General features: G+C 37.4%; 23 protein-coding genes and 1 other RNA gene. 6 read left to right on the top strand and 18 right to left on the bottom strand.

Features of this window, described 5'->3' with window-relative positions:
* Nucleotides 1–118 precede the first annotated feature (118 nt).
* Together SHALO_RS15180 and SHALO_RS00120 are read left to right on the top strand one after the other, a co-directional pair.
* Nucleotides 119–1,444 carry a tyrosine-type recombinase/integrase gene (locus SHALO_RS15180; protein WP_084010623.1) on the top strand — a complete coding sequence of 442 codons (1,326 nt, stop codon included), beginning with the start codon at nucleotides 119–121 and terminating at the stop codon, nucleotides 1,442–1,444.
* Between the two features lie 263 nt (nucleotides 1,445–1,707).
* Complete coding sequence (locus SHALO_RS00120) at nucleotides 1,708–3,567, top strand: sensor domain-containing diguanylate cyclase (protein ID WP_069476836.1); 1,860 nt, start codon at nucleotides 1,708–1,710, stop codon at nucleotides 3,565–3,567.
* Between the two features lie 646 nt (nucleotides 3,568–4,213).
* Here the strand turns inward: SHALO_RS00120 and SHALO_RS00110 are convergent.
* The gene (locus SHALO_RS00110; RefSeq protein ID WP_069476834.1) at nucleotides 4,214–5,806 is read right to left on the bottom strand and encodes a hypothetical protein; all 1,593 of its coding nucleotides are present in this window, start codon (nucleotides 5,804–5,806) and stop codon (nucleotides 4,214–4,216) included.
* Between the two features lie 317 nt (nucleotides 5,807–6,123).
* Here SHALO_RS00110 and SHALO_RS00105 point away from each other — a divergent pair, with 317 nt between their 5' ends.
* A complete protein-coding gene (locus tag SHALO_RS00105) occupies nucleotides 6,124–6,306 on the top strand; it encodes a hypothetical protein (protein ID WP_069476833.1) in 183 nt (60 codons plus the stop codon).
* A gap of 183 nt (nucleotides 6,307–6,489) precedes the next feature.
* On the opposite strand, the gene SHALO_RS00100 is transcribed toward SHALO_RS00105, so the two are convergent.
* The 4 genes from SHALO_RS00100 to SHALO_RS00085 all read right to left on the bottom strand — a co-directional run bounded on the left by SHALO_RS00100 (nucleotide 6,490) and on the right by SHALO_RS00085 (nucleotide 9,671).
* Nucleotides 6,490–7,119 (bottom strand): tetratricopeptide repeat protein, encoded by a 630-nt coding sequence (locus tag SHALO_RS00100; RefSeq protein ID WP_069476832.1) that lies wholly within the window; start codon nucleotides 7,117–7,119, stop codon nucleotides 6,490–6,492.
* 9 nt (nucleotides 7,120–7,128) lie between these two features.
* A complete protein-coding gene (locus tag SHALO_RS00095) occupies nucleotides 7,129–7,794 on the bottom strand; it encodes a hypothetical protein (RefSeq protein ID WP_069476831.1) in 666 nt (221 codons plus the stop codon).
* Between the two features lie 106 nt (nucleotides 7,795–7,900).
* Nucleotides 7,901–8,410, bottom strand: coding sequence for a LeuD/DmdB family oxidoreductase small subunit (locus SHALO_RS00090; RefSeq protein WP_069476830.1), 510 nt, complete (start codon nucleotides 8,408–8,410; stop codon nucleotides 7,901–7,903).
* A 10-nt stretch (nucleotides 8,411–8,420) separates the two neighbouring features.
* Entirely contained in the window at nucleotides 8,421–9,671 is a 1,251-nt protein-coding gene (locus SHALO_RS00085) for a 3-isopropylmalate dehydratase large subunit (RefSeq protein WP_069476829.1), read from the bottom strand.
* Between the two features lie 138 nt (nucleotides 9,672–9,809).
* Here SHALO_RS00085 and SHALO_RS00080 point away from each other — a divergent pair, with 138 nt between their 5' ends.
* Nucleotides 9,810–10,460 carry a GntR family transcriptional regulator gene (locus tag SHALO_RS00080; protein ID WP_069476828.1) on the top strand — a complete coding sequence of 217 codons (651 nt, stop codon included), beginning with the start codon at nucleotides 9,810–9,812 and terminating at the stop codon, nucleotides 10,458–10,460.
* A 32-nt stretch (nucleotides 10,461–10,492) separates the two neighbouring features.
* Here the strand turns inward: SHALO_RS00080 and ttdB are convergent, their stop codons facing one another.
* Entirely contained in the window at nucleotides 10,493–11,107 is a 615-nt protein-coding gene (gene ttdB / locus SHALO_RS00075) for a L(+)-tartrate dehydratase subunit beta (protein ID WP_069476827.1), read from the bottom strand.
* Nucleotides 11,104–12,003, bottom strand: a complete 900-nt coding sequence (gene ttdA, locus SHALO_RS00070; RefSeq protein WP_069476826.1) for a L(+)-tartrate dehydratase subunit alpha — start codon at nucleotides 12,001–12,003, stop codon at nucleotides 11,104–11,106. The genes ttdB and ttdA overlap by 4 nt, the downstream gene beginning before the upstream one ends.
* Nucleotides 12,004–12,328: 325 nt before the next feature.
* Here ttdA and SHALO_RS00065 point away from each other — a divergent pair, with 325 nt between their 5' ends.
* A complete protein-coding gene (locus tag SHALO_RS00065; RefSeq protein WP_069476825.1) occupies nucleotides 12,329–13,507 on the top strand; it encodes a multidrug effflux MFS transporter in 1,179 nt (392 codons plus the stop codon).
* A 30-nt stretch (nucleotides 13,508–13,537) separates the two neighbouring features.
* On the opposite strand, the gene proX is transcribed toward SHALO_RS00065, so the two are convergent.
* The 5 genes from proX to SHALO_RS00040 form a co-directional block, all read right to left on the bottom strand.
* Nucleotides 13,538–14,545, bottom strand: a complete 1,008-nt coding sequence (proX, locus tag SHALO_RS00060) for a glycine betaine/L-proline ABC transporter substrate-binding protein ProX (RefSeq protein ID WP_069476824.1) — start codon at nucleotides 14,543–14,545, stop codon at nucleotides 13,538–13,540.
* Entirely contained in the window at nucleotides 14,538–15,563 is a 1,026-nt protein-coding gene (gene proW, locus SHALO_RS00055; RefSeq protein WP_069476823.1) for a glycine betaine/L-proline ABC transporter permease ProW, read from the bottom strand. Before proW ends, proX begins: the two co-directional genes overlap by 8 nt.
* Complete coding sequence (gene proV / locus SHALO_RS00050) at nucleotides 15,556–16,758, bottom strand: glycine betaine/L-proline ABC transporter ATP-binding protein ProV (protein ID WP_069476822.1); 1,203 nt, start codon at nucleotides 16,756–16,758, stop codon at nucleotides 15,556–15,558. The genes proW and proV overlap by 8 nt, the downstream gene beginning before the upstream one ends.
* A 210-nt stretch (nucleotides 16,759–16,968) precedes the next feature.
* Nucleotides 16,969–17,925, bottom strand: a complete 957-nt coding sequence (gene mutY / locus SHALO_RS00045; protein WP_238585314.1) for an A/G-specific adenine glycosylase — start codon at nucleotides 17,923–17,925, stop codon at nucleotides 16,969–16,971.
* A complete protein-coding gene (locus SHALO_RS00040) occupies nucleotides 17,913–18,587 on the bottom strand; it encodes a uracil-DNA glycosylase (RefSeq protein WP_069476821.1) in 675 nt (224 codons plus the stop codon). Before SHALO_RS00040 ends, mutY begins: the two co-directional genes overlap by 13 nt.
* Nucleotides 18,588–18,638: 51 nt before the next feature.
* On the opposite strand from SHALO_RS00040, the gene ffs reads away from it, so the two are divergent.
* Nucleotides 18,639–18,736, top strand: an RNA gene (ffs, locus tag SHALO_RS00035) — signal recognition particle sRNA small type.
* A 17-nt stretch (nucleotides 18,737–18,753) separates the two neighbouring features.
* On the opposite strand, the gene SHALO_RS00030 is transcribed toward ffs, so the two are convergent.
* From SHALO_RS00030 to dnaA, 6 genes are all read right to left on the bottom strand, one after another.
* A complete protein-coding gene (locus tag SHALO_RS00030; protein WP_025343220.1) occupies nucleotides 18,754–19,965 on the bottom strand; it encodes an HD domain-containing protein in 1,212 nt (403 codons plus the stop codon).
* Complete coding sequence (queF, locus tag SHALO_RS00025; protein WP_069476820.1) at nucleotides 19,959–20,354, bottom strand: preQ(1) synthase; 396 nt, start codon at nucleotides 20,352–20,354, stop codon at nucleotides 19,959–19,961. The genes SHALO_RS00030 and queF overlap by 7 nt, the downstream gene beginning before the upstream one ends.
* A complete protein-coding gene (locus SHALO_RS00020) occupies nucleotides 20,351–21,766 on the bottom strand; it encodes a GGDEF domain-containing protein (RefSeq protein ID WP_069476819.1) in 1,416 nt (471 codons plus the stop codon). Before SHALO_RS00020 ends, queF begins: the two co-directional genes overlap by 4 nt.
* Nucleotides 21,766–24,078 (bottom strand): DNA topoisomerase (ATP-hydrolyzing) subunit B, encoded by a 2,313-nt coding sequence (gene gyrB / locus SHALO_RS00015; protein ID WP_069476818.1) that lies wholly within the window; start codon nucleotides 24,076–24,078, stop codon nucleotides 21,766–21,768. The genes SHALO_RS00020 and gyrB overlap by 1 nt, the downstream gene beginning before the upstream one ends.
* 39 nt (nucleotides 24,079–24,117) lie before the next feature.
* Nucleotides 24,118–25,185 (bottom strand): DNA polymerase III subunit beta, encoded by a 1,068-nt coding sequence (dnaN, locus tag SHALO_RS00010; protein ID WP_069476817.1) that lies wholly within the window; start codon nucleotides 25,183–25,185, stop codon nucleotides 24,118–24,120.
* Between the two features lie 157 nt (nucleotides 25,186–25,342).
* Entirely contained in the window at nucleotides 25,343–26,668 is a 1,326-nt protein-coding gene (gene dnaA / locus SHALO_RS00005; protein ID WP_069476816.1) for a chromosomal replication initiator protein DnaA, read from the bottom strand.
* Nucleotides 26,669–26,825: the final 157 nt, after the last annotated feature.

Below are 26,825 nucleotides of genomic sequence, written 5' to 3'. Positions count from 1 at the left end.
AAAGAACATTTACTACTTTTCTAAAAAATTTAATAATAAATCTTTTAAAATATCTTTAAAATCAGGTGATTTTGAGTATTGTAAAAATCTTAAAAATAAAATTTTAGAGAAAATAGAAATGAAAAAAGATGAAAAAATGACGAAAAAAATAGATAAAAATTCAATTGAATATCTACAAAAAATTCAAGAAGATATTCAAGAAAAAATTAATAAAATTCACGAAGAAAATGGCGAATTTGATGAAGAATTTTACGAATCTGGGTTAACAAAAAGTCAGAGAGGAATACTAAAAGAAACTATGACTTTTGCCACAAAAAAAGAAGAACAAGAGTATTATGAATGGCGATGGAAAGATGAAATCGAGAACGACAAGAGAATAGAAGAGTTAGAAAAAAGAAAAGAAAATGAGATTTTTGAAATTGTAAAAATTTTAGAAAAAAAACTAGATAATTCTCCAAAAATTGATGAAGAAATTAATAAAATAAAGAATAATGTTCTAATTAATCTTGATAGATATTATAGTGAGTATATAGATTATAGAAAGAATTTTGTCAAAGTTTCAAACGATTCAATAAGAACGAGTAATTCTTCTTTTCGATATTTAAAGTATTTTATCAAAGAAAATACTGTTTTTAATTTTTCTTTTTTTAAAGAAATTCAAAAGAAATTTCAGGAATTACCAGCGAATTTTTTCAAATACGAGAAATACTATAAAAAAGATTTTGAGGAAGTATTAAAATTAAAAGATATAGAAAACTATGAAGTATTAAATACAAAAACAATAAATAATCATATGAGTAATTACAGTAAATTTTTTGATTACTTAATTTACGAAGAGGTATTGACAGAAAACCCACTCAAAAATATAAAATCTTTAAAAGAAGAAGAGAGTGAAAAAATAGAGTATTCACAAGAAGATATAGACAAAATTTTTAACAGTAAAATGGAAAAAGTTTATTTAAATATGTGTAAATTTACGATTTATACAGGATTGAGATTAGAAGAAGTTTTAAGTGTTAAAAAAGAAGACATACACGATAATTTAATACATGTTACAACGTTAGATGATACTACTAATAAAAAACATCAAAGAATAATTCCAGTTCATAAAAACATACAAAATTTAATTGAATATCAAAAAAAACACCGTAAATATAAATATCTATTTTTTGATTATGAGAAAAAAAATGAAGTTAAAAATGCTGGTAAAAGAGTAAACAATAGACTAAAAAAAATAGTAAATGATAAAGATAAAAGTTTTCACAGTTTTAGAAAAAACTTTTCACAAGAAATTGAATTAAACACAAATTCCGACGAAAAAACTAAAAAGTATCTTATGGGACACAGTTTTAAAAATGATGTAACACATACAGTTTATAATAAAAATAAAATAAATATAGAAAAATTAAGAGATTGTATAAATCAAATAACTTTTATATTTTAGTTAAAATATGAAATAAGCATTGAAAATAGGAGAAAAAGTTGAAAAAAATAACTATCAAATCATTATTATCAGACGAATAGCAGAGTTCTGCAGATATTTTTACATCAAGGTCCGTATTCTAGCCTTTAATTGGATTAAATAGTGACTAAAACTACACTTCGTTTGACAAGTAAAGGTTATACACATAATTTTAATGTATTAATTTAGGATTATAGTAATACTAGATATTATTAAAAATATAATTCAAAAAACTAGGTTTTCTTATGACAAATAAAAATTTTAAGCTCATGTTTTTTACATATTTTGTAATCTTTGGTATTTTGGTTGCATTTTTTGGTTCTTTTGTTGGTTATAACATGAATCTCATTGATATTAAAAAAAATATTGATAAAGCTTCACAAGAAGTTGGATTAATAAAAAAATTTGATTATTTAAAACCAGATATCGAAAAATTTGATGAAATAGTTAAAGCATTGTCTACTAATACTTCATTGGAAGAATATATTACATCGCCTGATAAGCAAAAAAGAAATAATTTAACGAATGTTTTTTATGCAATTTCTATGTCAAATAATTTTATTATGCAAGCTCGATTTATTAGTGCAGAGGGAAAAGAGATAGTTCGAGTTGATAGAAAAAATAAATATGACAAGCCTTTTATAGTTGAAGAATCAAATTTACAAGATAAAAGTCAAAGAGATTATTTTCAAATTGTAAGTCATATGAAAGAAGCAAAAATATGGCACTCCCGTATTGATCTTAATATTGAAAATGGGAAAATAGAAGTTCCTTATAAACCAACATTTAGAGTAGCTCAACCTATTATAAAAGATAATAAATTTGTTGGCATGGTTATTGTTAATTTGCTTGCATCTGAAATGATTAGTGGTTTAAAAAAATCAACAAGTTTTGATCATTTTATTATTGATAAAGATGGTTATTTTATTACACATCCAAATGATGAATATTCATGGTCACGGTATACAAATTCTAGTATTAGATTATATGATGAATTCCCATTAGAAGCAGAAAAGATACTTGCAGGGGAAAATAAAGGTGAGACTTTTTATAGTTTTCAGTTAAATGATATATTGGATAATGAAGATAAAGCTATATTGATTTTAAAACTAAAAGTTGCCTATCAGAGTACATTATTTTCATCTAATATCAAAACAAGTATTTTAATTATATTACTGAGTATTTTAGTCAGTATTCCTCTAGCATTTTTTGCTTCAATCGCTCCATCAAGATTGCAAAAGTCTTTATTTTTAGCAAATCATGAATTAAGAAGATTTGCTGATATTATTGATAAATATGTTATTACCGCTACGACAAAAACGAATAGTATCATTACATCTGTAAGTACAGCTTTTGCAAAAAGATCTGGTTATTCTAAAGAAGAACTCATAGGTCAAAAAATGAATATCATCCGCCATCCTGATACTTCGAATGAATTATATTCAGAGCTTTGGGAAACAATTGAAGCAGGAAAAAATTGGCAAGGTGAATTAAAAAACCTTAATAAAGATGAAGATATATATTATTTGGAACAAAATATTCTTCCTATTAAAGATGGGAATAATAGAATTGTTTCTTATATGGCTATTGGTAATGATATAACCGCTAAGAAAGAAGTTGAGCGCTTATCTGAAATAGATAAACTTACGGGAATTTATAATCGAAGAAAACTTGATGAATATATGGAAAGTGAATTTAATAGAGCAAAACGTTATCGTCAACCTTTATCATTTATGATTCTTGATATTGACCATTTTAAAAATATCAATGATACTTATGGTCATCCTACTGGTGATTCTACATTACAGACTTTAGCAAAAATATTAACTGATAATTTACGAAAAAGTGATATTGTTGGACGTTATGGCGGTGAAGAGTTTTTAATTATTTGTCCTGAGACAGATAAGAATAAAACAGCTCTACTTGCTGAAAAATTAAGAGCTTGTGTAGAAAATACTCTCTTTAATGATATTAATAATATGACTATTAGTATTGGTGTTGCTGAATTTGAAGGTGAAAATACAGTTAAAGAGTTACTTTCACGTGCTGATAGAGCACTTTATCAAGCAAAACATAATGGTCGAAATTGTGTGGTTATAGGATAATGTTTACTAAATATTTTCAACTTTGTAATATATTGGTGAATTTTAATCAAATTTAGTCTATTGCAATAAAATTAAAATATATTATTATTTTATACTCATATGTAGTTAGTTACATATGAGTATACTCAAGAGGTAACTAATTACTTATAATCTCTTAATATATTCACTTCGTTCATATATTAAGATGACTATACTTATTAGTGTACGGAATTTTTGTGAACGCAAACTTTTGACTCCAAAATTATGTAGTTTGTCTTTTTTGTCATATGTGAATTAACGTTTAAAAGTTTTGTTTTTGCTTGCTTACTTCGTTTTAAAGTCTTTCCCCGCATTAAATTCTTTGCATAAAATTTCTCACAAAGCCGTAAAAAGTTTGATTAGATATGTTTGTGCTTATTACATTGTAGTAAATAGACTCACAGCCAAGAAAAAGAAAAATTACGCGCTAAAAGAAAAAGAATTAAAAGAGAGCGATTTCTATATCAATTTTTTCAGTTCTGATGTTTTGTATTGTCTAACATTTCTTTTGGTCTTTTTTTGAGGTTTTTGAGTGTTCTATGAGGTTTTATATTCTATGAATGGAATGCAAAAAGAGTAATTTTCTAAAAAGCCCCCTTTAGGGGGTTTGGGGGCGTATTGTAAAATTTTAAACTATTTTATTTTTGACTTCTTCATGCTCTTCTGTTTTTTTCTTATTAGTTAAACGAGCATTGTCTAATTTTTCTTTTTCGAGATCTTTGATTTTTTGCATTTTCTTAATATGTTCGAGAATGTTAAATTCCAAGTTTTGATCAATTTCATTAATCTCAACATTTGTTATTTTTTGAAGAATACTTTTTAAAATTTTGTTTGTCTCGGTTGACTTTATTAAGTCCATTTTGATTTTATTTTTATCTTCATTTTTGTCATTTTTTAATATATCTATTTGCTCTAATAGGTCATTTTCCTTTTTGTTAAAAAAGAAGTAATCATCATTCAATTTTTGATTTAGTGAAAAGATTTTTATATCTTTTTCTCTGTTTTTTTGTTCTAAATCTTGAATGAAATTTGATAGATTAGAATAGTTTTTAATTGCTTTAATGACTTTTTTTATATCGTCTTTGCTTTCTGCTTCAATTTCGATTTTTTGCGTGATGTCGCTTGAGAAAATGGAAGATTTTTCGCTGGTTTCAAATTTTAATATCTTGATAGGGTCTTTCACTTCTTGAATGCGTTCTAGGAGCTTTTGATTAATTAATTTCGTATGTCTTTGGTCTATTGTTAGTTTGTCATCATTTTGAATTAAAAGACGTTTTTTTATATCTTCATTATTAAGATATTCGTTTTGTTTTATGCGTTCTTTTTTCTTTAGTGAGTGTAATTGCTCGTTAAAAAAACTAAAAAAATCATCTTGAAAATGTTGCATAAAAATTTTATGGTCATCGTTTTTGTTAATATCCAGTCTTAAATCATGTTTTTTTGAAATAAATTCAAAAAGATTTTTTTGTATGTCAAAATCATTCGCATCTTTGTTATAACTACTCAGGAATAAATGAACGTGACTTTTATCTTCCGTTCCTTCATCCCCATGTATTGCATAGCAATAAAGGTCATAATTTTTAAAATATAGACTTTTAAAATTATGAATAATTACGTTCCATTCCTCATTTGTTAAAGTCAATTCCTGCCCTTCTGGAATTTTGAACAAGAGTTCTTTCATAAGAGTTTGATTGTTATATTTTCGTGTTTTTTGTTTTGTAGAAAAATAGCTTTTTGACATAGAAATATAGTGTTCTAGTGTTTTTAACGTTCGTTTGTCTTTCGATTTTAAGTTTTTGATTTTGTGTTTATAAACAACGTTATGAAGGACAGTTCCAGCATCATCGCTCTCTTTTAATTCCAGTTCCAGTATATCTAAAGGTATTTTCTTAGAAATAGCGTATTTAGCGTTTTGAAAGTCTTTAAACTGTTTTTTTCTTTCATTTTCATCAGTGATATTTTCAAATTTTTGTATCTTTTCTTCAATATCTTTTTCTATTTTTCCTATTAAGTCATCTTGTGTTGAAAATTCAAAACAAGAATAGTAGAAGTTGTTTTTTGTTTTTTCTTTATCTATATGAATTTTATCTTCTTTTTGTAGTCTAAGTGAGTGTTTTAGACTTTTAAGCAGTTGTTGGTAGCCGTTCCATGTCTTTCTAGCGATGCGTTTCCCAAGTTTTGTGTAGTTGATTTCCTTGTATAAAAATGAACTGTATTTCATATGTGTATACTCCTTTTGAAATGTATACACTTAATTATAGATCACAAATTTAGTCCATAGAAATAACACCTTACAGTGATAACCTAACTTTTTTGACACTACACTACGTTACGTTAAAAAGTTAGATTATCAAGGTGTTTTTTGTTTCACAAAAAAGAAGAAACAATATTTTTGGTGATATAAAAAGTTTTTTCGACTTTTTTTAAACTTAATTTTTTTTTATGTTATAGTTCTATTACAAAAACATTTTTTTATATATTTGTAATAAGGTTTTACTTGAAAGGTATTCAAAAATGATTTAAATAAAAGGAGAAAAAATGTCAGATTTAGAAAAAGAAGAATTGTTCGAAGACTATTTAGAAAAATGTGGGTCAGATCTTTGTTTGCACTATGTTGAAGGTCAATATCTGTTACTTGATTATAGTGGTCAATGTGTATCAAAAAGATATAAAAACGTCTTATCCTTGATGTCATGGTTTAAAAAAAATATGGGTGAATAAGTTCATAAGTATTTTACTTTTGAACTGTCCAACTTTTTGTCCAACTTTTTTTGTGATATAATCATAAAAAAAAGGAACAAAATGTATTCAAAACCCTTATTTAAAGGGGTTGCTGGTTATAACGAGAATTGGAGTTGTCTCCCCCTCTGCCCGCCACTTTTTTAACTTTTTTCCTCAAATTTCCTACATACCGCTTTTCAATTTTTCATAATTTTTACATGCAATTGGAAGATTTTGGTCGCATGCTTTTTTGAAAAGCTCAAGGGCTTGTTGTTTACTTTTCATAACGCCTTGTCCATCGCGGTACATTACGCCTAGATTGTAACAACTTTCTTCATAGCCTTGCTCGCATGTTTTTTGGAACAATCCAGATGCTTTGACGAAGTCTTTTTGAACTCCTTGACCTTTATAGAACATGAGTGCTAGGTTATAACATCCTCTGGTATGTCCGATTTCGCATGTTTTGGTGTAGAGTGAAACTGCTTTTGTAGCGTCTTGTTTTACGCCTTCACCTTTGTCGTACATCATACCAAGGTTGTAGCAGCTATCCATAAAGCCTCCATCGCATGCTTTGGTAAAAAGCGTAACGGCTTTTTGATCATCTTTATTCACGCCAAGCCCTTTGTCGTACATATTGGCAAGATTGTAGCATGCTTCGGCGTTGCCACTCTCGCATGAGGTTTGAAAAGAAGCGCTAGCCCTGACATAGTCACTCTTCTCATACGCGTTAATTCCATCCATCAAATCATCCGCATACGACAACGGCGCACAGAGTAGTGCTAAAAAAGATAAAAGTTGTAAAAATTTTTTCATGGTAATCCCTTATTTGTATTTTCCTTTATAGGTTACTTCATCAAATAATAACTCTTCCATCAGCTCGGGGAAGGATCGCATATTTAAGAAAATAGCCATGTTTTTGGCGATGAACATCGGGTTGTTGGCATTGGTGATGGAATGAATGAGCACTTCTTGATCTGCCTTACTGTAATGCTTAATTGCATAGATAAAATCTTTCACGCTCTCTTTAGCCACAGGGTCACTTGAGCGTTTTGGATATGCTGCTTGCAGGGTTTCAAAATTCCACGTCGTTTGAGAGAAGACATCGCGCATGCTCTGACTGAAGAGGAACTCTTCAAAAACCTGTTTCATATCAAAGTCAATAATCAGGCTCGGTTTTGAATCACCGATAAAATAGATATTTTCACGTTGAATCACGCCACCGTAAATATTTTTTTCTTTATACGCATGAACAATAAAAACAGCTCTTTTGCCAAGACGCTTGGTTACCACTTCACTGCTTTTCAACAGTTTCCATGAAAGCGGTTGGTACTCTTTGGGATCTTTGGTGCTTTTTAGAATATCGTCTCTGATCGCGTCTTGATAGACTTTTTCAACGCTTTTTTCGCCTACCACTTCGTGATTTTCTGTGCCACTACAGCCACCAAGGAAGCCTAAAACGATTAAACATGCCATCATCTCTCTTAGCATCACCTGACTCCTTTAAATTCGTTTCCACTTCATTCTATAACGGCATAACTTAAACCATTACAAGCCCAAAAAGTTAGGTAAGGAAACGCTTTACATGTAAGCTATTTTAGGCTCTGTTTCCAGTCGCTAATTGCTGTTTTATCAGCGGTTTGATACCGCCACTTTCTAAGATGTTAAGCACATATTCTGACATCGGTTCCGCGGTTGCGATGAGACTTTTTTCGAGGCGTATTTCTCCACTGTGAAGATCAAGACTCAAACTATCGCCCGTTTGGATCAATTGTGAGATGTTAGGGCAGACAATGAGAGGAATGCCAAGGTTGATCGCATTGCGGTAAAAGATACGTGCAAAGGATTCTGCGATGATCGCTCCCACGCCCACAGCTTTGATCGTAATGGCGGCATGCTCGCGACTACTGCCACAGCCAAAGTTCGTCCCAGCAACGATAAAATCGCCTTTTTTGACTTTACATGTAAACGCTGGATCAGCTCCAAACATCGCATATTTCGCGACATCTTCCACATCGGTAAACTCCACAAAACGCCCCGGATAAATCTGGTCGGTATCGACATTTTTGCCAAAAACAAAGGCATTGCCACTCAGTAATTTTTGCATTTTTTATCCTTTACATGTAAAGCGTAGGGTCGACGATTTCGCCCATCAAAGCTGCTGCTGCAACCGCCGCTGGTGAGCCTAAAAATATCTCTGCTTTCGTATCGCCCATGCGTCCTGGAAAATTTCGATTGGTCGTGGTAATGCAGGTCTCTCCCGACGCGATCATCCCCTCATGCGTTCCCAAACAGGCGGCGCATCCAGGCGTTACAAAGGTCGCTCCCGCTTCGATCAATGTTTTCACGTACCCTTTTTCCATCGCTTCGAGTAAAACGCCTTTGGAAGCGGGAACGATCACAAAACGTGTACGAGACGCTACTTTTTTGCCGTGCAAAATATGCGCCGCAATGCCGATGTCCTCAGCCCTGCCACCCGTACAGGAACCCAAATACGCTTGGTCGATGTGGCGACCGATAAACTGACTCACATCATAAACATTATCGACACTTGAAGGTGCGGCAAGTTGTGGTTTAAGAGCACTCACATCAAAGCTCACTTCATCGGCATAGTGAAAATCAGCATCCGTGTGGTAAATCTCATACGCCCTTGTGACCCGCTCTTCTAAAAATGCCATCGTAATCGCATCGGGCTGAATGTAACTGGCTTTAGCGCCCATTTCGGTACTCATATTGCACAGCGCCATACGCTCTGAGATGCTGAGCTGCTCCAACATCGAACCGCCAAATTCAACCGCTTTATACACGGCATAATCCGCTCCAAGCGTGCCAATCGCGTGCAAGATCGCATCTTTAGCATACACACCTTTGTGAAGTTTCCCCTCAAAATTGATCTTGATGATTTCAGGAACCCTAAACCACAGCTTTCCTGTCGCTAAGATGATCGCCAAGTCCGTCGCACCCACACCCGTTCCAAAGGCACCAAACGCGCCGTGTGTTGTGGTATGCGAGTCAGTGATAACGACGATTTCGCCCGGATACGCCAACCCTTTATCGGCTAAAACCTGATGACACACACCTTGGTCGATGTCCATCAAAAGATCAATGCCTTGATCCCAGCAAAACTCTCGAAACTGCTTCTGATTCGTTGCTTGCGTGATGGTCGAAGCGGGCGCATAATGGTCTAAAAACATAATAACCTTGCTTGGATCATACACTTTCGTGCCACCCATTTCAAAAAAAGAGCGTATGGTCTGCAAGTAAAGATCGTTGATGCCTGCCATATCAATCTCACAGTTGATAATCTCACCTGTTTTGACGCTTGTTTTACCTGCTTTTTTGGCTAATAATTTTTCAATTGCGTGCATGGTTCATCCTTTTGAGCCTGTATCGTTTTACATGTAATTCCCAAAAGCGTTACATGTAAAACGAAATTGTTACTTTTCTTGAAAAAGATAGCTTTGTCATGCTATACTTTACAAAATATCGAATTATAAAGAGCATTTATGATGAATCTCACCAAAATACAAATGTTGCCTGCACGCGAACAAGTCGCTTCGATCCTTCGCTCCTCCATCCTCACAGGCGGCATCAGCAAAGGTCAATCGATCACGCTAGATAGCATTGGCGAACAAGTCGGTATGTCGCGTACTCCCGTGCGCGAAGCGTTTCAAATCCTCGCGAATGAAGGGCTTATCGAACTTCGCCAAAACCGTTGCGCCATCGTCAAAGGCATTTCAGAAGAGGCGATTAAAGACCACTATGAAATGCGCATCTTACTCGAAACCGAAGCATTCAAGCGTGCCTGCGCCAATATGAACGATCACATCCTTGATGCAATCAAAAAGATCAACAAACAAGGACAGCGTGCCAAAGAAGCGGGCGATACGGAGGCGTATAATATTGCCAACCAAGCATTTCACATGACCATTTGGGAAGCCGCGGGGAGTGAAAAACTCAAATCCTTTCTCGCTCTTTTGTGGAATGGTCTCTCCATGAACCGACTCGTCACGGCGCAAGAGTACGCCGCAATTTCACTCGCTGAACATGACCAAATGGTCGAAAAACTGATTGAAAAAGATTATGAAGGGGCATGTAACATTATGCGAGAGCATATTGTTCGCAGTATGAACAGCACCCTTTCCAATTTTAAATAACCTCAAAGGCGTTACTAAAAGCGCCTTATCTTCTAGCTCTTTGCAATCATCGAAACAATCTGTTTGGCAGTATCTTTCAGTGCAACTTCTTTTCGCTCATGAAACGTCACTTTATTCGCTTCAAAAAGGTTATTTCCCTCTGTATCGATCGAGATAATCAACGGGCCAAACTCTTTGACTTTAAGTATCCAAAACGCTTCTGGCATCCCAAACTCTGGCCACTCTTTGCCTTCGATTTTTTCCACCTCTTCGGCGGCGATCACGGCACAACCACCCGGGAAAACGGCATGCACGGCAAAACTTTCTTTACACCCTTGCGCCGTTTTTTCGCCCATGCCACCTTTTCCAATGACCAATTTCACGCCCGTTTTGGCTAAAAACTCTTTTTCATAACGCTCCATACGCATGCTGGTTGTAGGTCCTATGGAAACCATCTCCCAACCACCTTCCACATCTCTAACAATCGGCCCGGCGTGAAAAATGGCGATGCGATCCATCGGAAGTGAAGGCATAATACCTTCTGCCACAATTCTGCGGTGTCCTTCATCTCTACATGTCACCAATGTGCCGGTAAGATAAACGATGTCTCCCACGCGAAGCGATGCAATATCTTCATCTTGAATCGGGGTTGTTAAAACTTTTTTCATAGGCTCACTCCTGTGTGCGACACCACTTCGTACGCTAAATTTTCATCAAATCGAATGATGCCGTGACGATTTGCCCAGCATCCTACCGTTACGCCCACGCCTAAAACCGAAGGGTGGTGCGCCATGCCTTCCACGTGGACTGCCATCACACTGTTTTTCCCTGAAATACCCTGAGGTCCTAAACCAATCGCGTTTAGCCCTTCCTCGATGCTCTTTTCCATGGCTGCCGCTTTGGGGTGCGGATGAGAAGTACCAATCGGTCTTAGCATCGCTTTTTTAGAAAGCTTCGCCGCAGAAGTCGAACAAGTTCCAATCCCCACACCCACAACAAGCGGTGGGCAGGCATTGATGCCCCAATCGACAATCGTGTCAAAGACAAATTTCATCGCCCCTTCATAGCCTGCCAGTGGAGGTAAAACAATACTGCGACCCGGAAGCGAACAGCCACCACCGGCTTGATAGACTTCGATCTCGACGTTGGTACTCTCATCCACGATCTCCCACTCGATGAACGGAACATCGGTTCCCACATTGGTTCCAGTGTTTTTTTCATCAAAGACTTCGACCGCATTGAGGCGCAGTGGTGCACTTTTTGTCGCATTAATCGTCGCTTCCCTTAAAATGCTCCGTAATTTTCCCAGCAGAGGGAAATTGGAACCTGAACGCACAAAAAACTGAATCACACCCGTATCTTGACAGGTAGGGCGACCCAGTTTTTTGGCGCGGTCTAAATTGTCAAACATCACATCGTAAATCGCTTTAGCTAAGGGAGCTTCCTCTTTCGTTCGAAGCTCCGTTAACTTTTTCATCACATCATCAGGTAGCTCTTTGGAGACAATGTCGATGAATTTTCCTAAAATCGCTACTAGCTTTGCTTCTTGTTCGCTTGTAGACATCGTCTACCTCCTGTTATTAAAACCGTTTGATCTCTTTTTTTGTAATATGTGATATTTTATCACCGTTAATTGTAGGCAAAGCGGGCTTAAAAGATTCTAAGAAGAGAATTCGTGTCAAATGAAGGTTACATGTAAAAAAAAAGCGCCAAAGGTGCGCCCAGTTTTTTCAAGGACACTTCGTTGTGAGCTTTGCTTTTAAAACATCTCAAACGCTCTGTTAACAAACCTTTTTATCGCCTGCAACCTTTACATGTAAACGGTTATGTTAACAGAGGATTTAAACTTTTACCCTATAATGTGCGCACACTAATCTAAAGAGAACTTCATGTCCCACACACTCACTGAGCGTCAGATTGTCTTAACGCTTGCAAGCCTTGCCGCCATTACACCCTTATCGATTGATATGTATTTACCGGCATTCCCCGCCATTGCTAAAAGCCTTCAAACCTCTATTCCCAATGTCGAAATCAGCTTAAGCCTTTTCTTTTTTGGTATGGCAATGGGACAGCTTTTTGGTGGTCCCATTTCGGATGCGTACGGCAGACGTCCGATGATCATCATTGGGCTTATTTTATTTGGTATCAGTAGCCTTTTGCTCTCGTTTACCGACAGCATCGAAATGTTCTGGATATTAAGAGCGATTCAATCCTTTGGTGGAGGCATCGCCACGGTCAATGTTTCCGCCATTGTGCGTGATATGTTCGAGGGCAAAGAGAGTGCTCGCATCTTCTCCATGATCGCGATGGTGATGCTGATGGCACCATTAATCGCCCCAACGATGGGCTCGTTAATCCTCAAATTTTTTGACTGGAACATCATCTTTATATTTTTAAGCCTTTACACCCTTTTTGCGCTCGGTTTTTACCTCTTCCGTTTCCCTTCAGTGAAGCAAGAACGGGTCAAAGTCACACCGATTCAGAACTACAAAACCGTGCTTAGCCATAAAATGGCGATGGTTTTTATCGTCTCTCAAATTCTCTCTTCTTCAGGGATGTACACGTTCATCACCTCTTCATCCTTCATCTATATGGAACATTTTCATGTCAGTTCAGGTCAATTTGCACTTTTTTTCGCGCTTAATGTCACTACGCTGATGATCGTGGGAAGGATCAACGCATGGCTTGTCAAATACAAAGACCCTCTTGTTCTGCTTCGCATTGGTATGAGTGCTCAAGCACTCATTGGCATTGCGTTGTTTGCCTGCCAAGATCAGAGCATTTACGTTCTTTTTCCGCTCATTGGACTCTACATTGGTACGCTAGGGCTCATTTTTGGAAATTCTGTCTCTTTATCCTTGGAGTTTTTCCCAAGCATCAGCGCTTCGGCCAATGCCATCATCGGTGTTTTGCAGTACAGTGTGGGAGCCCTCATGGGGTTTACCGCCAGTTCCTTGCACGACGCAACACTCTTCCCGATCACAGGTGTGATGATGGTGGTCAGTCTGTGTGGCGCAACGCTGTTACTTTTGGGAAGTAGAGGATACATTCCGCACCATGGAAGCTAACGAGAAGAATTTTTTTCTCGTTGGGTCATACTATTGCGCCGCTTTTTTCGCTTCACTTATCCAACCTTGAAAGATTTTTTCATGCCATTTTATCCACGATAACGCGTGATGTTCAATCTCTTTTTCGCTCTTTTGACCTTGGCTAATCATCATGTTTTCAGCACTTACATCGCGAATATCTAACTTCGCAATTTCAAATAATCTAGCAGCGACAGGGTTTTGTGCCGCAAGGTTTCCATTGGCTACAATATGCGTTGTATTAGCGCTAAAACCATAATTTTTACCATCTGTTAATGCAGTATCTTTATGATCAGGGTCTGCACTCTTTGTGACTTGAAGCCATACAGTGTCCTTGCCAGGAATTAAAACACCACTCACCCAATACGGCGTCCATGTGTAGTATAAAATGGGTTGACCTTGTTTATAACGCTCAATCGTTTCAGCGATAATTGCCGAATATTCGCCTTGATTGTGTTGAATCGTACCTCGAAGTCCAAAGGCGTCCAGTTGATATTCAATCGATCTTTCACATCCCCAACCCGGGTTACAGCCAGCTAAATCCGCTTTACCATCCTTATTGCTATCAAACAACTTGGCAATTTTGGGATCTTTGAGGTCATTGAGGTATTTAATGTTATATTTTTCCGCTGTTTTTTTATCGATCAAATAGCCTTGTGCATTTCCTGAAATAAACGTTCCTTTACGAAAAAGGACTTTTTCACCACCTACGTTTTCAAACATCTCATCATGCAACGGTATCCAATTGACGGTCGTATAATAGATCTCATTCGACTCTTTGTTTTGGGCAATCGTCTGGTAAATGACGGCATACGACACTTCCTCAATCGGTAAAACATCGTATCCTAACGCTTTGAGCGCTTCGTTGATAATAATTGTTTGAAACTTCTCTTCGGCAATGGAGCTGTGCATCGGATGCACTTTAACGCCCTTGCCTGGCATTTCTGCTGCAGCACTCACACCACTTAAGAACAAAAAGCAAACCATGCCGATAAGGCTTTTTTTGAGTAGTTTATTCATGTTTTTTCCTCTGTTTGGCGAGAAGGTCGTATAAAAAGCCTAAAGGCCCTTTTTGATACCATGCCACATGTGCGTTTACCATATCTTTCTCCCCCAATGCTTGCGTGATACGATCTAGTACGATGGCTAAAAGCACAATGCCCACGCCACCAATGGACGCCAATCCCATATCGAGCCTTCCAATGCCACGAAGTACCATTTGACCTAGCCCTCCGACTGCAATCATTGAGGCAAATACGACCATCGAAAGCGCTAACATCAACGTTTGATTGATACCTGCCATAATGGTTGGCATCGCAACAGGGAGTTGCACTTTAAAGAGCATCTGCAAAGGCGTTGCTCCAAAACTTCGCGAGACTTCGACCAGATCTTTAGGCACTTGCCTGATCCCAAGGTTGGTAAAGCGAATCAAAGGCGGAAGGGCAAAAATGATCGTCACCACAACCCCTGGGACATTGCCGATGCCAAAAAGCATGACAACAGGAACGAGATAGACAAACGCAGGCGTGGTTTGCATCGCATCTAAAATCGGTCGCATAATCAGTGAGAACCGATCATTATTTGCAACCAAAATGCCAATGGGAATGCCGATCACTAAACAGAAAAAGACGGAGGTAAAGACCAAAGAGAGCGTTATCATCGCTTCACTCCACGCGCCAATCAATCCAATAATGATAAGCGAGATAAACGTACCAATCGCAATTTTACGCCCTGCAAACTGCCATGCAAGAAGCGTTACCACCACAATAAAAACCGTGGCAGGAATGGAGCCAAAGAAATCCCCAACCGCACGCAAAACCAGATCAATCGGAACACGAATGGATTGGAAAACATCACGAAAATGTGCTACTGTCCATGTTAAACCCGATTCCACATAACGATCTAGGGGAATAAAGGTCTCTTTAAACGGGTCTAACCAATTAAACGAAATATCAAGCGGTGGCGCCGATTGGTCACTTAACCAATCCATTTGTGTGGCGGGAGCCATTTCCCACGGGTTTTCTATTTTCTCACTCATTGTCATCCTCCCCTTGGTAATCCAATGCTTTTAAAAGGGTCGCTTTTGAAATGGCGCCGATGTATTTTTGGTTTTTATCAACAACAGGTACGGAGCAGGGCGTGCTCGCAACAATGCCGACAATATCATTGAGATAGGTTGCTCCATCGATGATCGGTATCTCTTTTAAAAAGGCAACATCAATGCTTTCACGTTTGGGTTTTGAGCGCAAACTATCGACCGATACGACCCCTAAAAAGCGTTTTCTACGATCAACGATATAGGCAAACTCACGATCATTATCCATCAAAGTTTGAAGCGCCATCAATGTTCCTTGCCCATCTTTTTGGATGATGGTGACTTGTTTGGTACTCGCGATATCTTTTGCCGTAATCACCCCACCCACATTCACACCCTTAAAGAAGGAGTGCACGTATTCATTGGCAGGGTTTTTTAAAATTTCATCGGGCGTACCAATTTGTATCACCGAACCACCTTGCATAATGGCAATGCGATCACCCAGTTTCATCGCTTCATCTAAATCATGCGAGATAAAAACGATGGTGCGCTCTTGCTCACTTTGAAGCTTTAACAGTTCATCTTGCATTTCAGACCGAATGAGCGGATCGAGTGCCGAAAAGGCTTCATCCATCAAAAGCACATCCGGATTATTAGCAAGCGCTCTTGCCAAACCGACACGCTGTTGCATACCACCACTGAGTGAGTCTGGATACGTATGAACATAATCCAAAAGACCGACTCGCTCCAGCGCTTCTTTGGCTTTGATGTAGCGCTCACTTTTTGGCATACCTCCCAGTTCCAACCCAAATGCAGCGTTATCCAGTACATTAAGATGGGGCAAAAGGGCAAAGGATTGAAACACCATACTCATCTTAGCCCTGCGCACAGCTCTGAGTTCTGAGTGATTCATAACGGCGATATCTTCACCATCGATCAAAATCGAACCGCTTGAGGGCTCAATAAGGCGGTTAAAGAGTCGCACCAATGTCGACTTGCCAGATCCCGATAAACCCATGATGACAAAGATTTCACCTTTGTATATTTGAAGACTGGCGTTATTAACGCCGATTGTTTGAGCAGTACGTCTAAAAATTTCCGCTTTATCCATACCTTTTTTTAACAGTGTAAGTGCTTTTTTGGGTGAATCCCCGAAAATTTTATAGACATTTTTTAGCTCAATTTTAACCTCTTTCATTCTAACTCCTAAGGCAAAATTAAGTCAACTTAGATGACTCTCTCCTTTCACCATAGTCCTAAACAGATTAAACAAACATTAAGTTTTAAAATATTTTTAAGTTTTAGACGCTTGGAATGGGCATGAGGCGCTATGGCATAGTACATTAGGAAGGTTTAAGGATAAAAGCTTAAAAATGAAATTTTTGGGTATATTTGTAACAAAATGGCGCTATTTTGAGCTAAAAATCTTTTGAATGATCTTTTTATCGACGGTTGAGAGTGCTAAACTTTCAATTTCTTCCTCTGTAAAATAGCCATCCACGTTTACATGTAAAGCATCACCTTGAATGATTTCCAGTTCGAGTTTAAAATGGCTATACGTGTGAGCAACTTTGCCAAGGCTGTGTACACCTTTTGGCTTTTCGTCCACCTGAACAAATCCCCAAAGTCCATGAAGCAGTCTCTCTTTTCGTTGAATAAGCCCCAATTTTCCTTCTTGAAAGACAACCAAAGCAAAGCGCTTTTTCGTTGGAACTTTCGCTTTTTTCACTGCTTTTGGATAGCTCTCAGGTGCATTTTTACCTTTACATGTAAACTCAAGTGGACATGCCAAACAGTTCGGATTTTTAGATGTGCAGATCATTGCACCGATGTCCATCATCGCTTGATTGTGTTCGTACGGATGCTTTACGGCTAAAAGCTTCCACGCCTTTTCCCAAAGCACTTTTTCATCCTTTATGCTTAGCGCAAAGTAGCGACACAAAACGCGCTTGACATTGGCATCCAAGATAGGAAGTGCTTGGTGGTACGCAAAAGAGCAAATCGCATGTGCCGTGCTTTTTCCAATGCCTCTAAGCCCGCCAAGCTCTTCAGGATTTTTGGGCAAAACACCCTTACATATAATGGCTGTATGATGCAAATTTCGAGCTCTGGTGTAGTAACCAAGCCCTTCCCACATTTTTAAAACATCATCGAGTGGCGCAACGGCTACGCTTTGAAGGGTTGGAAAACGCTCTAAAAAGGGAAAGTAAAAGCGCTCAAGAACCGTTTTGACTTGGGTTTGTTGTAGCATAATCTCACTGAGGTATATTTTGTACGCATCGTTGGTTTGGCGCCACGGAAGATCATGGCGCCCATTTGTTTTATACCACGCATAAATCGCCTCTTTTACACTCAAGCCAAACACCAATTAATGGGCTTTTTACCCTTACTGCTAAGGTATTCGTTGCTTTTTGAAAAAGGCTTGGAACCAAAGAAACCACGGTACGAAGAGAGAGGTGAAGGGTGAGGAGCACGTAAAATGAGATGTTTTTTACTATCAATCAGACTGGCTTTAGCACCTGCAGGTGAGCCCCAAAGAATGAAGACCAAATGCTCTTTTTGAGCGCTTAGTGTCTTAATCACGGCGTCCGTAAAATTCTCCCAACCCTGACCACGGTGGGAATTGGCTTCACTGGCACGAACGGTTAAAACCGTGTTGAGTAAGAAAACGCCTTGTTTTGCCCACGCGCTTAAATTGCCACTTTTGGGAATCGCACATCCCATGTCATCGCGCAGTTCTTTAAAAATATTTTGGAGGGATGGCGGATGCTGAATGCCATCTTGTACCGAAAAAGAGAGCCCGTGCGCTTGATGGGCTCCATGGTACGGGTCTTGCCCTAAAATGACCACTTCAACGCTCTCAAAAGGTGTGTTATCAAATGCCGCAAAGATATTCGCACCACTGGGATAAACAGTGTAGTTTTTTTTCTCTTCCACCAAAAAGCTTTTTAAGCTCTCAAAATAGGGCTTTTGAAACTCTACATGTAAAACATTTTTCCAACTCTCTTCAATTTTTGGATCGACCATTGTTAACCTCTGTGTTTTTTAAGAATGTTTGGGTAAAATACGCTTCGCCTTCTTCTAGACCTGTGCAATGTCTTTTAAGAGTAACGCTTCAGGGTGGGAACACAGCAGAGCGCTTTTTTTAGGTGTGTGCCGCAGTCATCTGGGAGAGGGTTTTTTACACTACGCCCTAAACTCCCAAATACGTTTCAATTTCCAACGCCAATTGATAAAAATCAGCATTGCCCATTTGTCCTTTTTCTTTCAACTTCCCACGAATATACTCTTTGCCTTGAATCAACTCTTTAGACTTCACGCCATGCGAAATAGAAAGCGTCGCTTCGATAAATGCAGCGATTCTATCACAATTTTTTAGCGCTTCACCATCAATCGCGTTGTATTTATCTTCATTATACGCACTCAAATCTTCGACAATTTCAATGCCAGTGTGATTGATTTTATTGAGGAATTCATTTTTTTGATTGTCCCCATAGAGTCCCAAAAGATATTTGAAACTCGAAACCAAATTATCGGGCAAAAACGGCAGAATTTCCTCTTCAATCATCTTAATTTCAAACTCACTGATAATGTCATCAAGCCCGCTGACGGAGTATTTGACAGGAGAGATGATGTCACGGGTGAGTGCTTCAGGGAAGTCGTGAAAAAGGGCGCAAAAGAAGTTGTTTTCAAGACGTTTATCGCACGCGTTGATGGAGCGTGAATAAAAATAACCCAAAATGGCGACAATTAGCATGTGCCCAAGCACGGAGGTTTCAGGAATACGCGGCGTTTGCGCCCACCGTTTTTGAAAACGAAGGCGACCGCTTAGATCAACGATTTTAGAGATTTTTTTATTCATCGCCATTTTACGAACCCCAATGAGTTCATAATAATCCTCAATTTCCTCTTCCACTGCCTCTTTCACACGGTCGATATTGTTGAGAAATTGGCTGGTTTGATAGACGATCAAAAATTCCCAACGTGTCGCCATATACGAAGCCGCTTTAAGGATAAATCGCTCTTTTTTATACATAGAGCTGTCGTTCAAATAGCTCTTAAAACGCTCATAAAAAGCGCCATCTTCAATGTCACTGAGCGAATCATAGAGTTGCGCCAGCACCCATGTATTGATCTCTTTCTCTTTTTTTTGAAGCGCTTTACGAAAGACATCTGGGCGAATGTCAGTGACCACAACCCGACGCAGAAATTCAAAGATGCCCGCTTCGATCATCGTGACCATATTGATGCTATCTTTTTCTTCCATTTGCGCTAAAAAATAGGCGATGATAAATTTGTGCGCCTGTTTATCAAGTTCAACCAGTTCCACCATGCGAGGGTAATCGTTCCAGCGTTGAATCGAAGCAGCCCCAAAGAACTGCTCAATGAGTTTTGGACTTAACATATGCTTTCGTTTCGTACCTGTTTGGAATCAATTTCAATCACTGTATGCACGTTGCCCCTTGGATTAAAATCCGCCACCACTTTGAGCCATTTTGGCTTGAGTTTGGAATCGAGAAGATCGTAAATTTCATTGGCACTGTTTTCGTGGCTGATGTTACGGTTCATAAAGCTGTTGATGTAAAGTTTGATCGCTTTAAGCTCCACAACAAAGCCATTTGGAATGTAATCAATGTAAATCGTCGCAAAATCAGGATAACCACTGCGTGGGCACAAACAACAAAACTCGGGCAGTGTCAGTTTAATCACATAGTTTTTTTTGTGCTGATTGGGCCAAATTTCCAAATCTTTTTCCACATCAAATTCTTTAATAATTTGTTCACCGTATTTCATAAAATATCTCCTACTATTTGTTCTAAATTTTTAGGTTTTGAAATGCAAAACCCTTGTATAAAATCAGGCCTAATCTCTTTTATTTTTTCCAAAAGTGCCTCTTTATCGACGAATTTTACCATACTTTGTATATGAAGCGATTGGATAAGTTCCACATAGTGTAAAAGAAGCTGTTGGTATTTGGAATCTTCGATTTTTTTGGTAAATTCAATGTCAAACTTTACCAAATCAATCGGCAAATGCTTCAGGTATTCAAACCCACAGTTATTACCCCCAAAATTACCAAGCGCTATTTTAAATCCAACCTCTTGGTAACTCTCGATAATTTCTCTAAATCGGTGCATATTTTCATAACTTTTTTGCTCTGTTATCTCAAGAATAAAACGGTGCGGATCAATCTTGTGTTGGCTAAGAAGTGTTAAAAGATAGCGTTTAAAACTGAGATTTCGCAGCGTCACGGGGGAAATTTCAACACTAAAAAGCAGCTCTTTTTGAAGCAACGGTTCCATCTCTTCGACCAAAAGTTCAAATACTTTTTCATCGAACGCCATCTCATAACCCGTATGGTTTACAATGCGCTGAATTTGCTGTTTGGAGAGCGATCCATAGGTGTGTGATTCCATACGAATGAGGACTTCTAAAATGCTGATCTGCTCTGTTTGAAGGCTTAGAGAGGGTTGGTATTTGAAAAAAAGCTGATGCTGTTTGATTGCTTCATCAATAATCATGTGAAATTGATTGAGTTTGATATGAGGTGTCGTCTCTTCACTCTTTTTTTGCTCTTCAATGAGCATTAAAAGCCGTTCAATGAGGTTATGTGTATCGCTATCATACGCAGCGCTTAAGAGTGAAAAAGCCACTTTAATTTCAATATTGGAAATACCCACATTTTGAACGCTTTTAGTAAAAATCATTAAAAGGTGGCGAAGCTCTTTATGGGGATGTTTGAGATAAAGCAAAAAACTATCACTGCTGTAACGCCCAATCGCAACTTTTTTAAAACGGTGTTCTCTTAAAAAAAATTCCAATTTTTGGATAAATTGCCCTAAAACGAGATCTCCATTGTTAATGCCATACCGCTCATTAATGTCGCTTAAATTGTTTACATGTAAAAAGATAACGGCGGTATTTTCCCGATCGTTAATTTTTTTAATTTTCGCGATAATTTCGGCTCTGGTGAATGTTTTAGTGATCGGGTCAATCAGTGAAGTCTGAAACCCATAATAGATAAGATAGACCGTATAATAGACATAAATGGGGATCAATAAAATCAGAAGAATAAAGTTGATGGATGTGTGTGGAAAGAGCTGATACGAGTGGAAAAAAATGCCAATGAGAAGCAGGAGAGGAAACACGATTTTAAGTGCGGTAATAAATCGGTTTTCTCTCTCCTTGATCTCAGAATAGAGCATTAAACGTCCAAGTGTTTTACATCTTTGGCATGATCTTGAATATACAAACGACGAGGTTCAACTTCATCACCCATAAAGAGGGTAAAGGTATCACTAGCAGCCTCAGCATCATCCACTTTAACTTGTAACAGGCGTCTATTTTCAGGATTCATCGTGGTTTCCCAAAGTTGCTCTGGGTTCATCTCACCAAGACCTTTGTAACGTTGAATGTAAGCGCCTTTTTTAGCATTTTTTTCAATTTCATCCAAAACTTCAACAGGATCACGTCCGTCAAAAACATCAAAATCACGCTCTTGAATTTTAGAATAAATATAGAGTGCCTCTTCATACAGTGGGTTTGCATAAAATGTCTCATCCAAAAGAAGCTCTTCCAAACCATCTTTGGTTTGAATAAACAGATGAATACTCTCATCGTAGATGTAATGGTTCAAAATATTGTACCCAAGGGCGGTGATAAATCGCTCTATCTCTATAAAGAGTTTATCAGTTGGAAGCGTGATCAAATCAGGATTTTCAATCAAATAACGAATCACTTCGATCATTGAGAAGCGTTTTTCAAGCTCTTTTAAAATACCACGATACGCAGAGATAATTTTAAAGAAATCAATTAAATCAGGTGTTCCAACACCTTCAATCGCAATGTTATCGATACCTGATTCAATTAAAAAAGTATTCATTTCAGTGTCATCTTTGAGGTAAATCTCTTTTTTACCTTTTTTGTAACGGTACAAAGGAGGTTGCGCCAAATAGACATAGCCATTGTCCACAACAGGACGTAAAAAACGGAATAAAAAAGTTAAAAGAAGCGTTTGAATATGGCTACCATCAACGTCCGCATCGGTCATGATAATGAGCTTATGATAGCGAAGTTTTTCTTCATTAAACTCTTCACCAATGCCGCATCCTAGGGCAGTGATCATATTTTTGATCTCTTCGGATTTTAAAATTTTGTCCAAACGGCTTTTTTCAACGTTAAGAATTTTACCTTTAAGTGGCAAAATCGCTTGAAAAACACGGTCCCTTCCTTGTTTAGCAGAACCGCCCGCACTATCGCCCTCTACGAGGTAAAGTTCACAAATAGAAGGGTCTTTACTTTGACAATCTGCCAATTTTCCAGGAAGTGTACCGATACTCATCGCATCTTTACGTCTGGTTAAATCTCTTGCATTTTTAGCCGCTTCTCTGCCCCGTGCTGCTGCAAGCGCTTTGTTCATAATGGCTTTTGCTTCGATCGGGTTTTCTTCAAAGTATTTAACCAGTTGCTCATAGACCAATTTTTGCACAATTGGTTTTACATAAGAACTTCCGAGTTTTCCTTTGGTTTGACCCTCAAATTGAGGTTCAGGTACTTTTACGCTGACAATCGCGATCAAGCCCTCACGAACATCATCACCTGTAATTTTGACGTCTTTTTCTCTTACACCTGCATTGAGGCTAATATAACCCGTAATGGCACGTGTCAAACCTGCTCTAAAGCCACTTTCATGCGTTCCACCATCAATGGTTTTGATGTTATTGACAAAAGAGAAGAGAATTTCACTGTAAGTTGAGTTATACATCATCGCAACATCCACTTCAACATCTTCAATACTAGCAGTATAGTGAACAGCATCCGCTACTTTTTCTTTTTTATTAAGATCCAAAACAAACTGTTTAATACCACCTTCAAAGTGGTACACTTCAACGCGTCCGTCTCTTTGATCTTTAAGTTCAATCGTAATTTTTGGATTAAGGTAGGCAAGCTCTTTAAAACGTGTTTGTAAAATTTCAAATTGAAACTCTGTGGTTTCAAAAATAGTAGAATCTGGCCAAAATTCTATCATCGTACCTGTGCGATTGGTTGTTTTAACCACATCAAGAGGTGTTTGAGGAATACCTGCGGCAAACTCTTGACGGTGTTCATTGCCTTCACGTTTAATGGTCGCAACCAGTTTTGATGAAAGTGCATTTACAACCGAAACACCAACACCGTGCAAACCACCACTGACTTTATACGTATCTTTATCAAACTTTCCACCTGCGTGAAGAACGGTTAAAACAACCGTTGCAGCTGACATATTTTCGCCCTCATGCCAACCCACAGGAATACCACGACCATTATCAACAACAATACATGAGCCCTCACGTGTTAATTCAACTTTAATAAGATCACAATAGCCCGCCATTGCCTCATCGATAGAGTTATCAACCACTTCATAAATAAGATGGTGAAGACCGTTAATGTTGGTATCACCGATATACATACCAGGACGTTTTCGTACTGCTTCAAGGCCTTTTAAAACTTTAATATTGTCTGCACCGTAAGTACTCATATTTTCTCCACTTCTTTATTATCTTTTTGTATTGGTTTCTTAGATCATAATTGGCATAACAATGGTTGTAAAATTATCGCTCTCTAATGTGAAAGGAAGACCACTGTCATTGAAACCTAAGGTAAAGTTACTATTTTCGATATTGGATAAAAAATCTAAAATATAACGACTGTTAACTGCAAGGTAAATGTCACTATCAAGTCCCGTTTTAAACTCAATTTCTGTTTTAGCTTCAATGTTATCATCATTCAAACTCTCAAAAACTATTTTTTCAGGTTTAAAGGTGATTTTAATTTCAGGAGAGATGATTGAGATCTGTTTAATAGAATCCACCATCGATTCACGACTGAGTAAAATTCTATAGTTTTTATTTTTAGGGATAATGCGTTGATAGTCTGGGAATTTTCCATTGATCAGTTTAGTATAAAATGTAAAATGAGCCGATGAAGCAATGAGTGTGTTTTCATCGTAAAAAATTTCAATGGTATCAAAAAAGAGTTTTTGAATTTCGCTGATCGCTTTTTTAGGAATAATCAATGTAAAGTTATGTTCGGTCGGTTGTTCAAGTTGTACGATTGCCAAACGTTTGGTATCGGTTGCTACTAAATTGATGCTGTTGTCTTTAATGTCAATTAAAGAGCCATTCAGTTCAAATTTAGGATTGTTGCTATCAATGGCGGGAGCGATCTTTTTAATGGAGCGAACCAGCGTGTTACTGTTGATGTCAAATTTGGGCTTAGCGTCAATTTGAGGGAAGGGTGGGAAATCACTCGGGTTAAGCATCGGAAGTTTAAATTTGGAGCTATTCTGTTTGATATAGAGGTAATCATTGATGGTTTCTAAAACAACTTCGTCATCTTTTAAACTTTTGATAATATCAAGAAGTTTTTTACCATTAGCGGTTGCATTTCCTGCTGTGATGATTTTGACTTCAGGTGTGTGGTAGCATAAACCAATCTCATAATCGGTTGCTTTGATGACAAATTGACTCTCTTCAGTAATGAGTAAAACATGGGATGTTATCTGACTCAAATCCTTTTTTTCTAAATAAGGTTGAATGTTGAGTAACATGTTTTCTAAAATGCTCTTTTTTATCGAAACCTTCATAGAGTCTCCTTTTTTATTATTTAATTTAAAATAGATGAAGTAGTAGAATGGGATGAAATTGTGAAAACATCAACATTATACCTCAAACTAGGGATTATTGGCGTGAAAGATGCGTCAAGGGTTTTTCACATCTCGTCACATTTATCATCAAAACTTTTTACATCTGCTTGGTTAAAATTTTATTTTTGAGATCTTCAACTTTGAGTTTAAAGGACTCATTGGTCTCAATAATTTCGTTAATTTTTTTAATATTATGTGAAACCGCTGTATGATCTTTCATTCCAAAATAGGTCGCTAATGCGGGCATTGAATTTGGAGTGAGGGTACGTGCCAAATAAATGCCAATACGTCTAGCTTCCACAATGTTTTTACTGCGTTTGGTTGATTTAATCTCGCTTGGTTTAATATTGAGATCTTTAGCGATGATTTGAATAATATCCTCAAGACTAATGTTTTCACGACGCTCTTTAATCTGTTCACGCATCACGTTTTTGGCGAAATCAAGGGTAATTTCTTGACGCATCAGCGATGCATAGGCATTAAGGTTGATAATAGCACTCTCAATTTCACGGATATTATCGCCCATATTGGCAGCAATGTAATTGACAATGTCGCTGTTAAGATTAATACCATCGAGTTCACACTTCTTTTTAATGATCGCAATTTTAGTTTCTAATTCTGGCAAGCCAATATCGGCAATCAAACCCCATTCAAAGCGACTTTTAAGACGATCTTCAAGTCCATTGATCATCTTTGGTGGTTTATCAGAAGTTAAAACGATCTGTTTGCCCGCAGAATGGAGTTCATTGAACGTATGAAAGAACTCCTCTTGCGTTTGAATTTTATTGGATAAAAATTGAGTATCGTCAATGAGCAAAACATCACAACTACGGTATTTCTCACGAAATCTGTCCATAGATTGGTTGCGAAGATTGTAAGTAAAATCATTCATAAACTGCTCAATCGTCGCATAAATAACGATTTTACCTCTGCCTTGAACATAATTGCCGATGGCATGAATAAGATGCGTTTTACCAAGTCCCGTAGGACCGTAAATAAAAACAGGATTGTACATGACACCTGGTTTTTCTGCTATCGATTTAGCGGCAGTGTAAGCGTATTGATTGGAGCTTCCTACGACAAAACTATCAAAGGTATACGATGGGTTTAAAATAGTGTTTTTAGTGTTTTTAATCGCATCAATCATCTCAACAGGCGTTGATTTCACTTTGGTGGTTTTAAGATGTTCTTTGAGGACAATTTTGATTTCAGGTTTCTTACCCGTTTTGAGTTCAAACAGATGAGCAATTTTATCGGAGTATTTTGTTTTAACCCAATTAGCGATCAAAATATTAGGAGCAAGAAAGACCATTTGATCCGAATTAGAGGCTTTTTCGTGGAATTTAAGTTGTTTAATATAGCGATCATATTCTTGTGAAGAGATCTCTTCTTTTAAAAGTTCTATGATGGTATCTGCTAGCAAACATACTCCTTAAAAAAGTCTTCACCCTGTGAATATCATGTGAATAAGTTTGTTTTATTTTATCTAAACTATTATTAGTTATATGTTAAAGAGGGTATGGGTATAATGTGAAAAAAGTTATTCACCCTGTGAACAAAGCTGTGAATAAAGGATAAAA

Source organism: Sulfurospirillum halorespirans DSM 13726, from assembly GCF_001723605.1.
Classification (GTDB): Bacteria; Campylobacterota; Campylobacteria; order Campylobacterales; family Sulfurospirillaceae; genus Sulfurospirillum; species Sulfurospirillum halorespirans.
The sequence above is the reverse complement of the archived record's forward strand: the minus strand, read 5'-3'. Positions and strand labels throughout refer to the sequence as shown.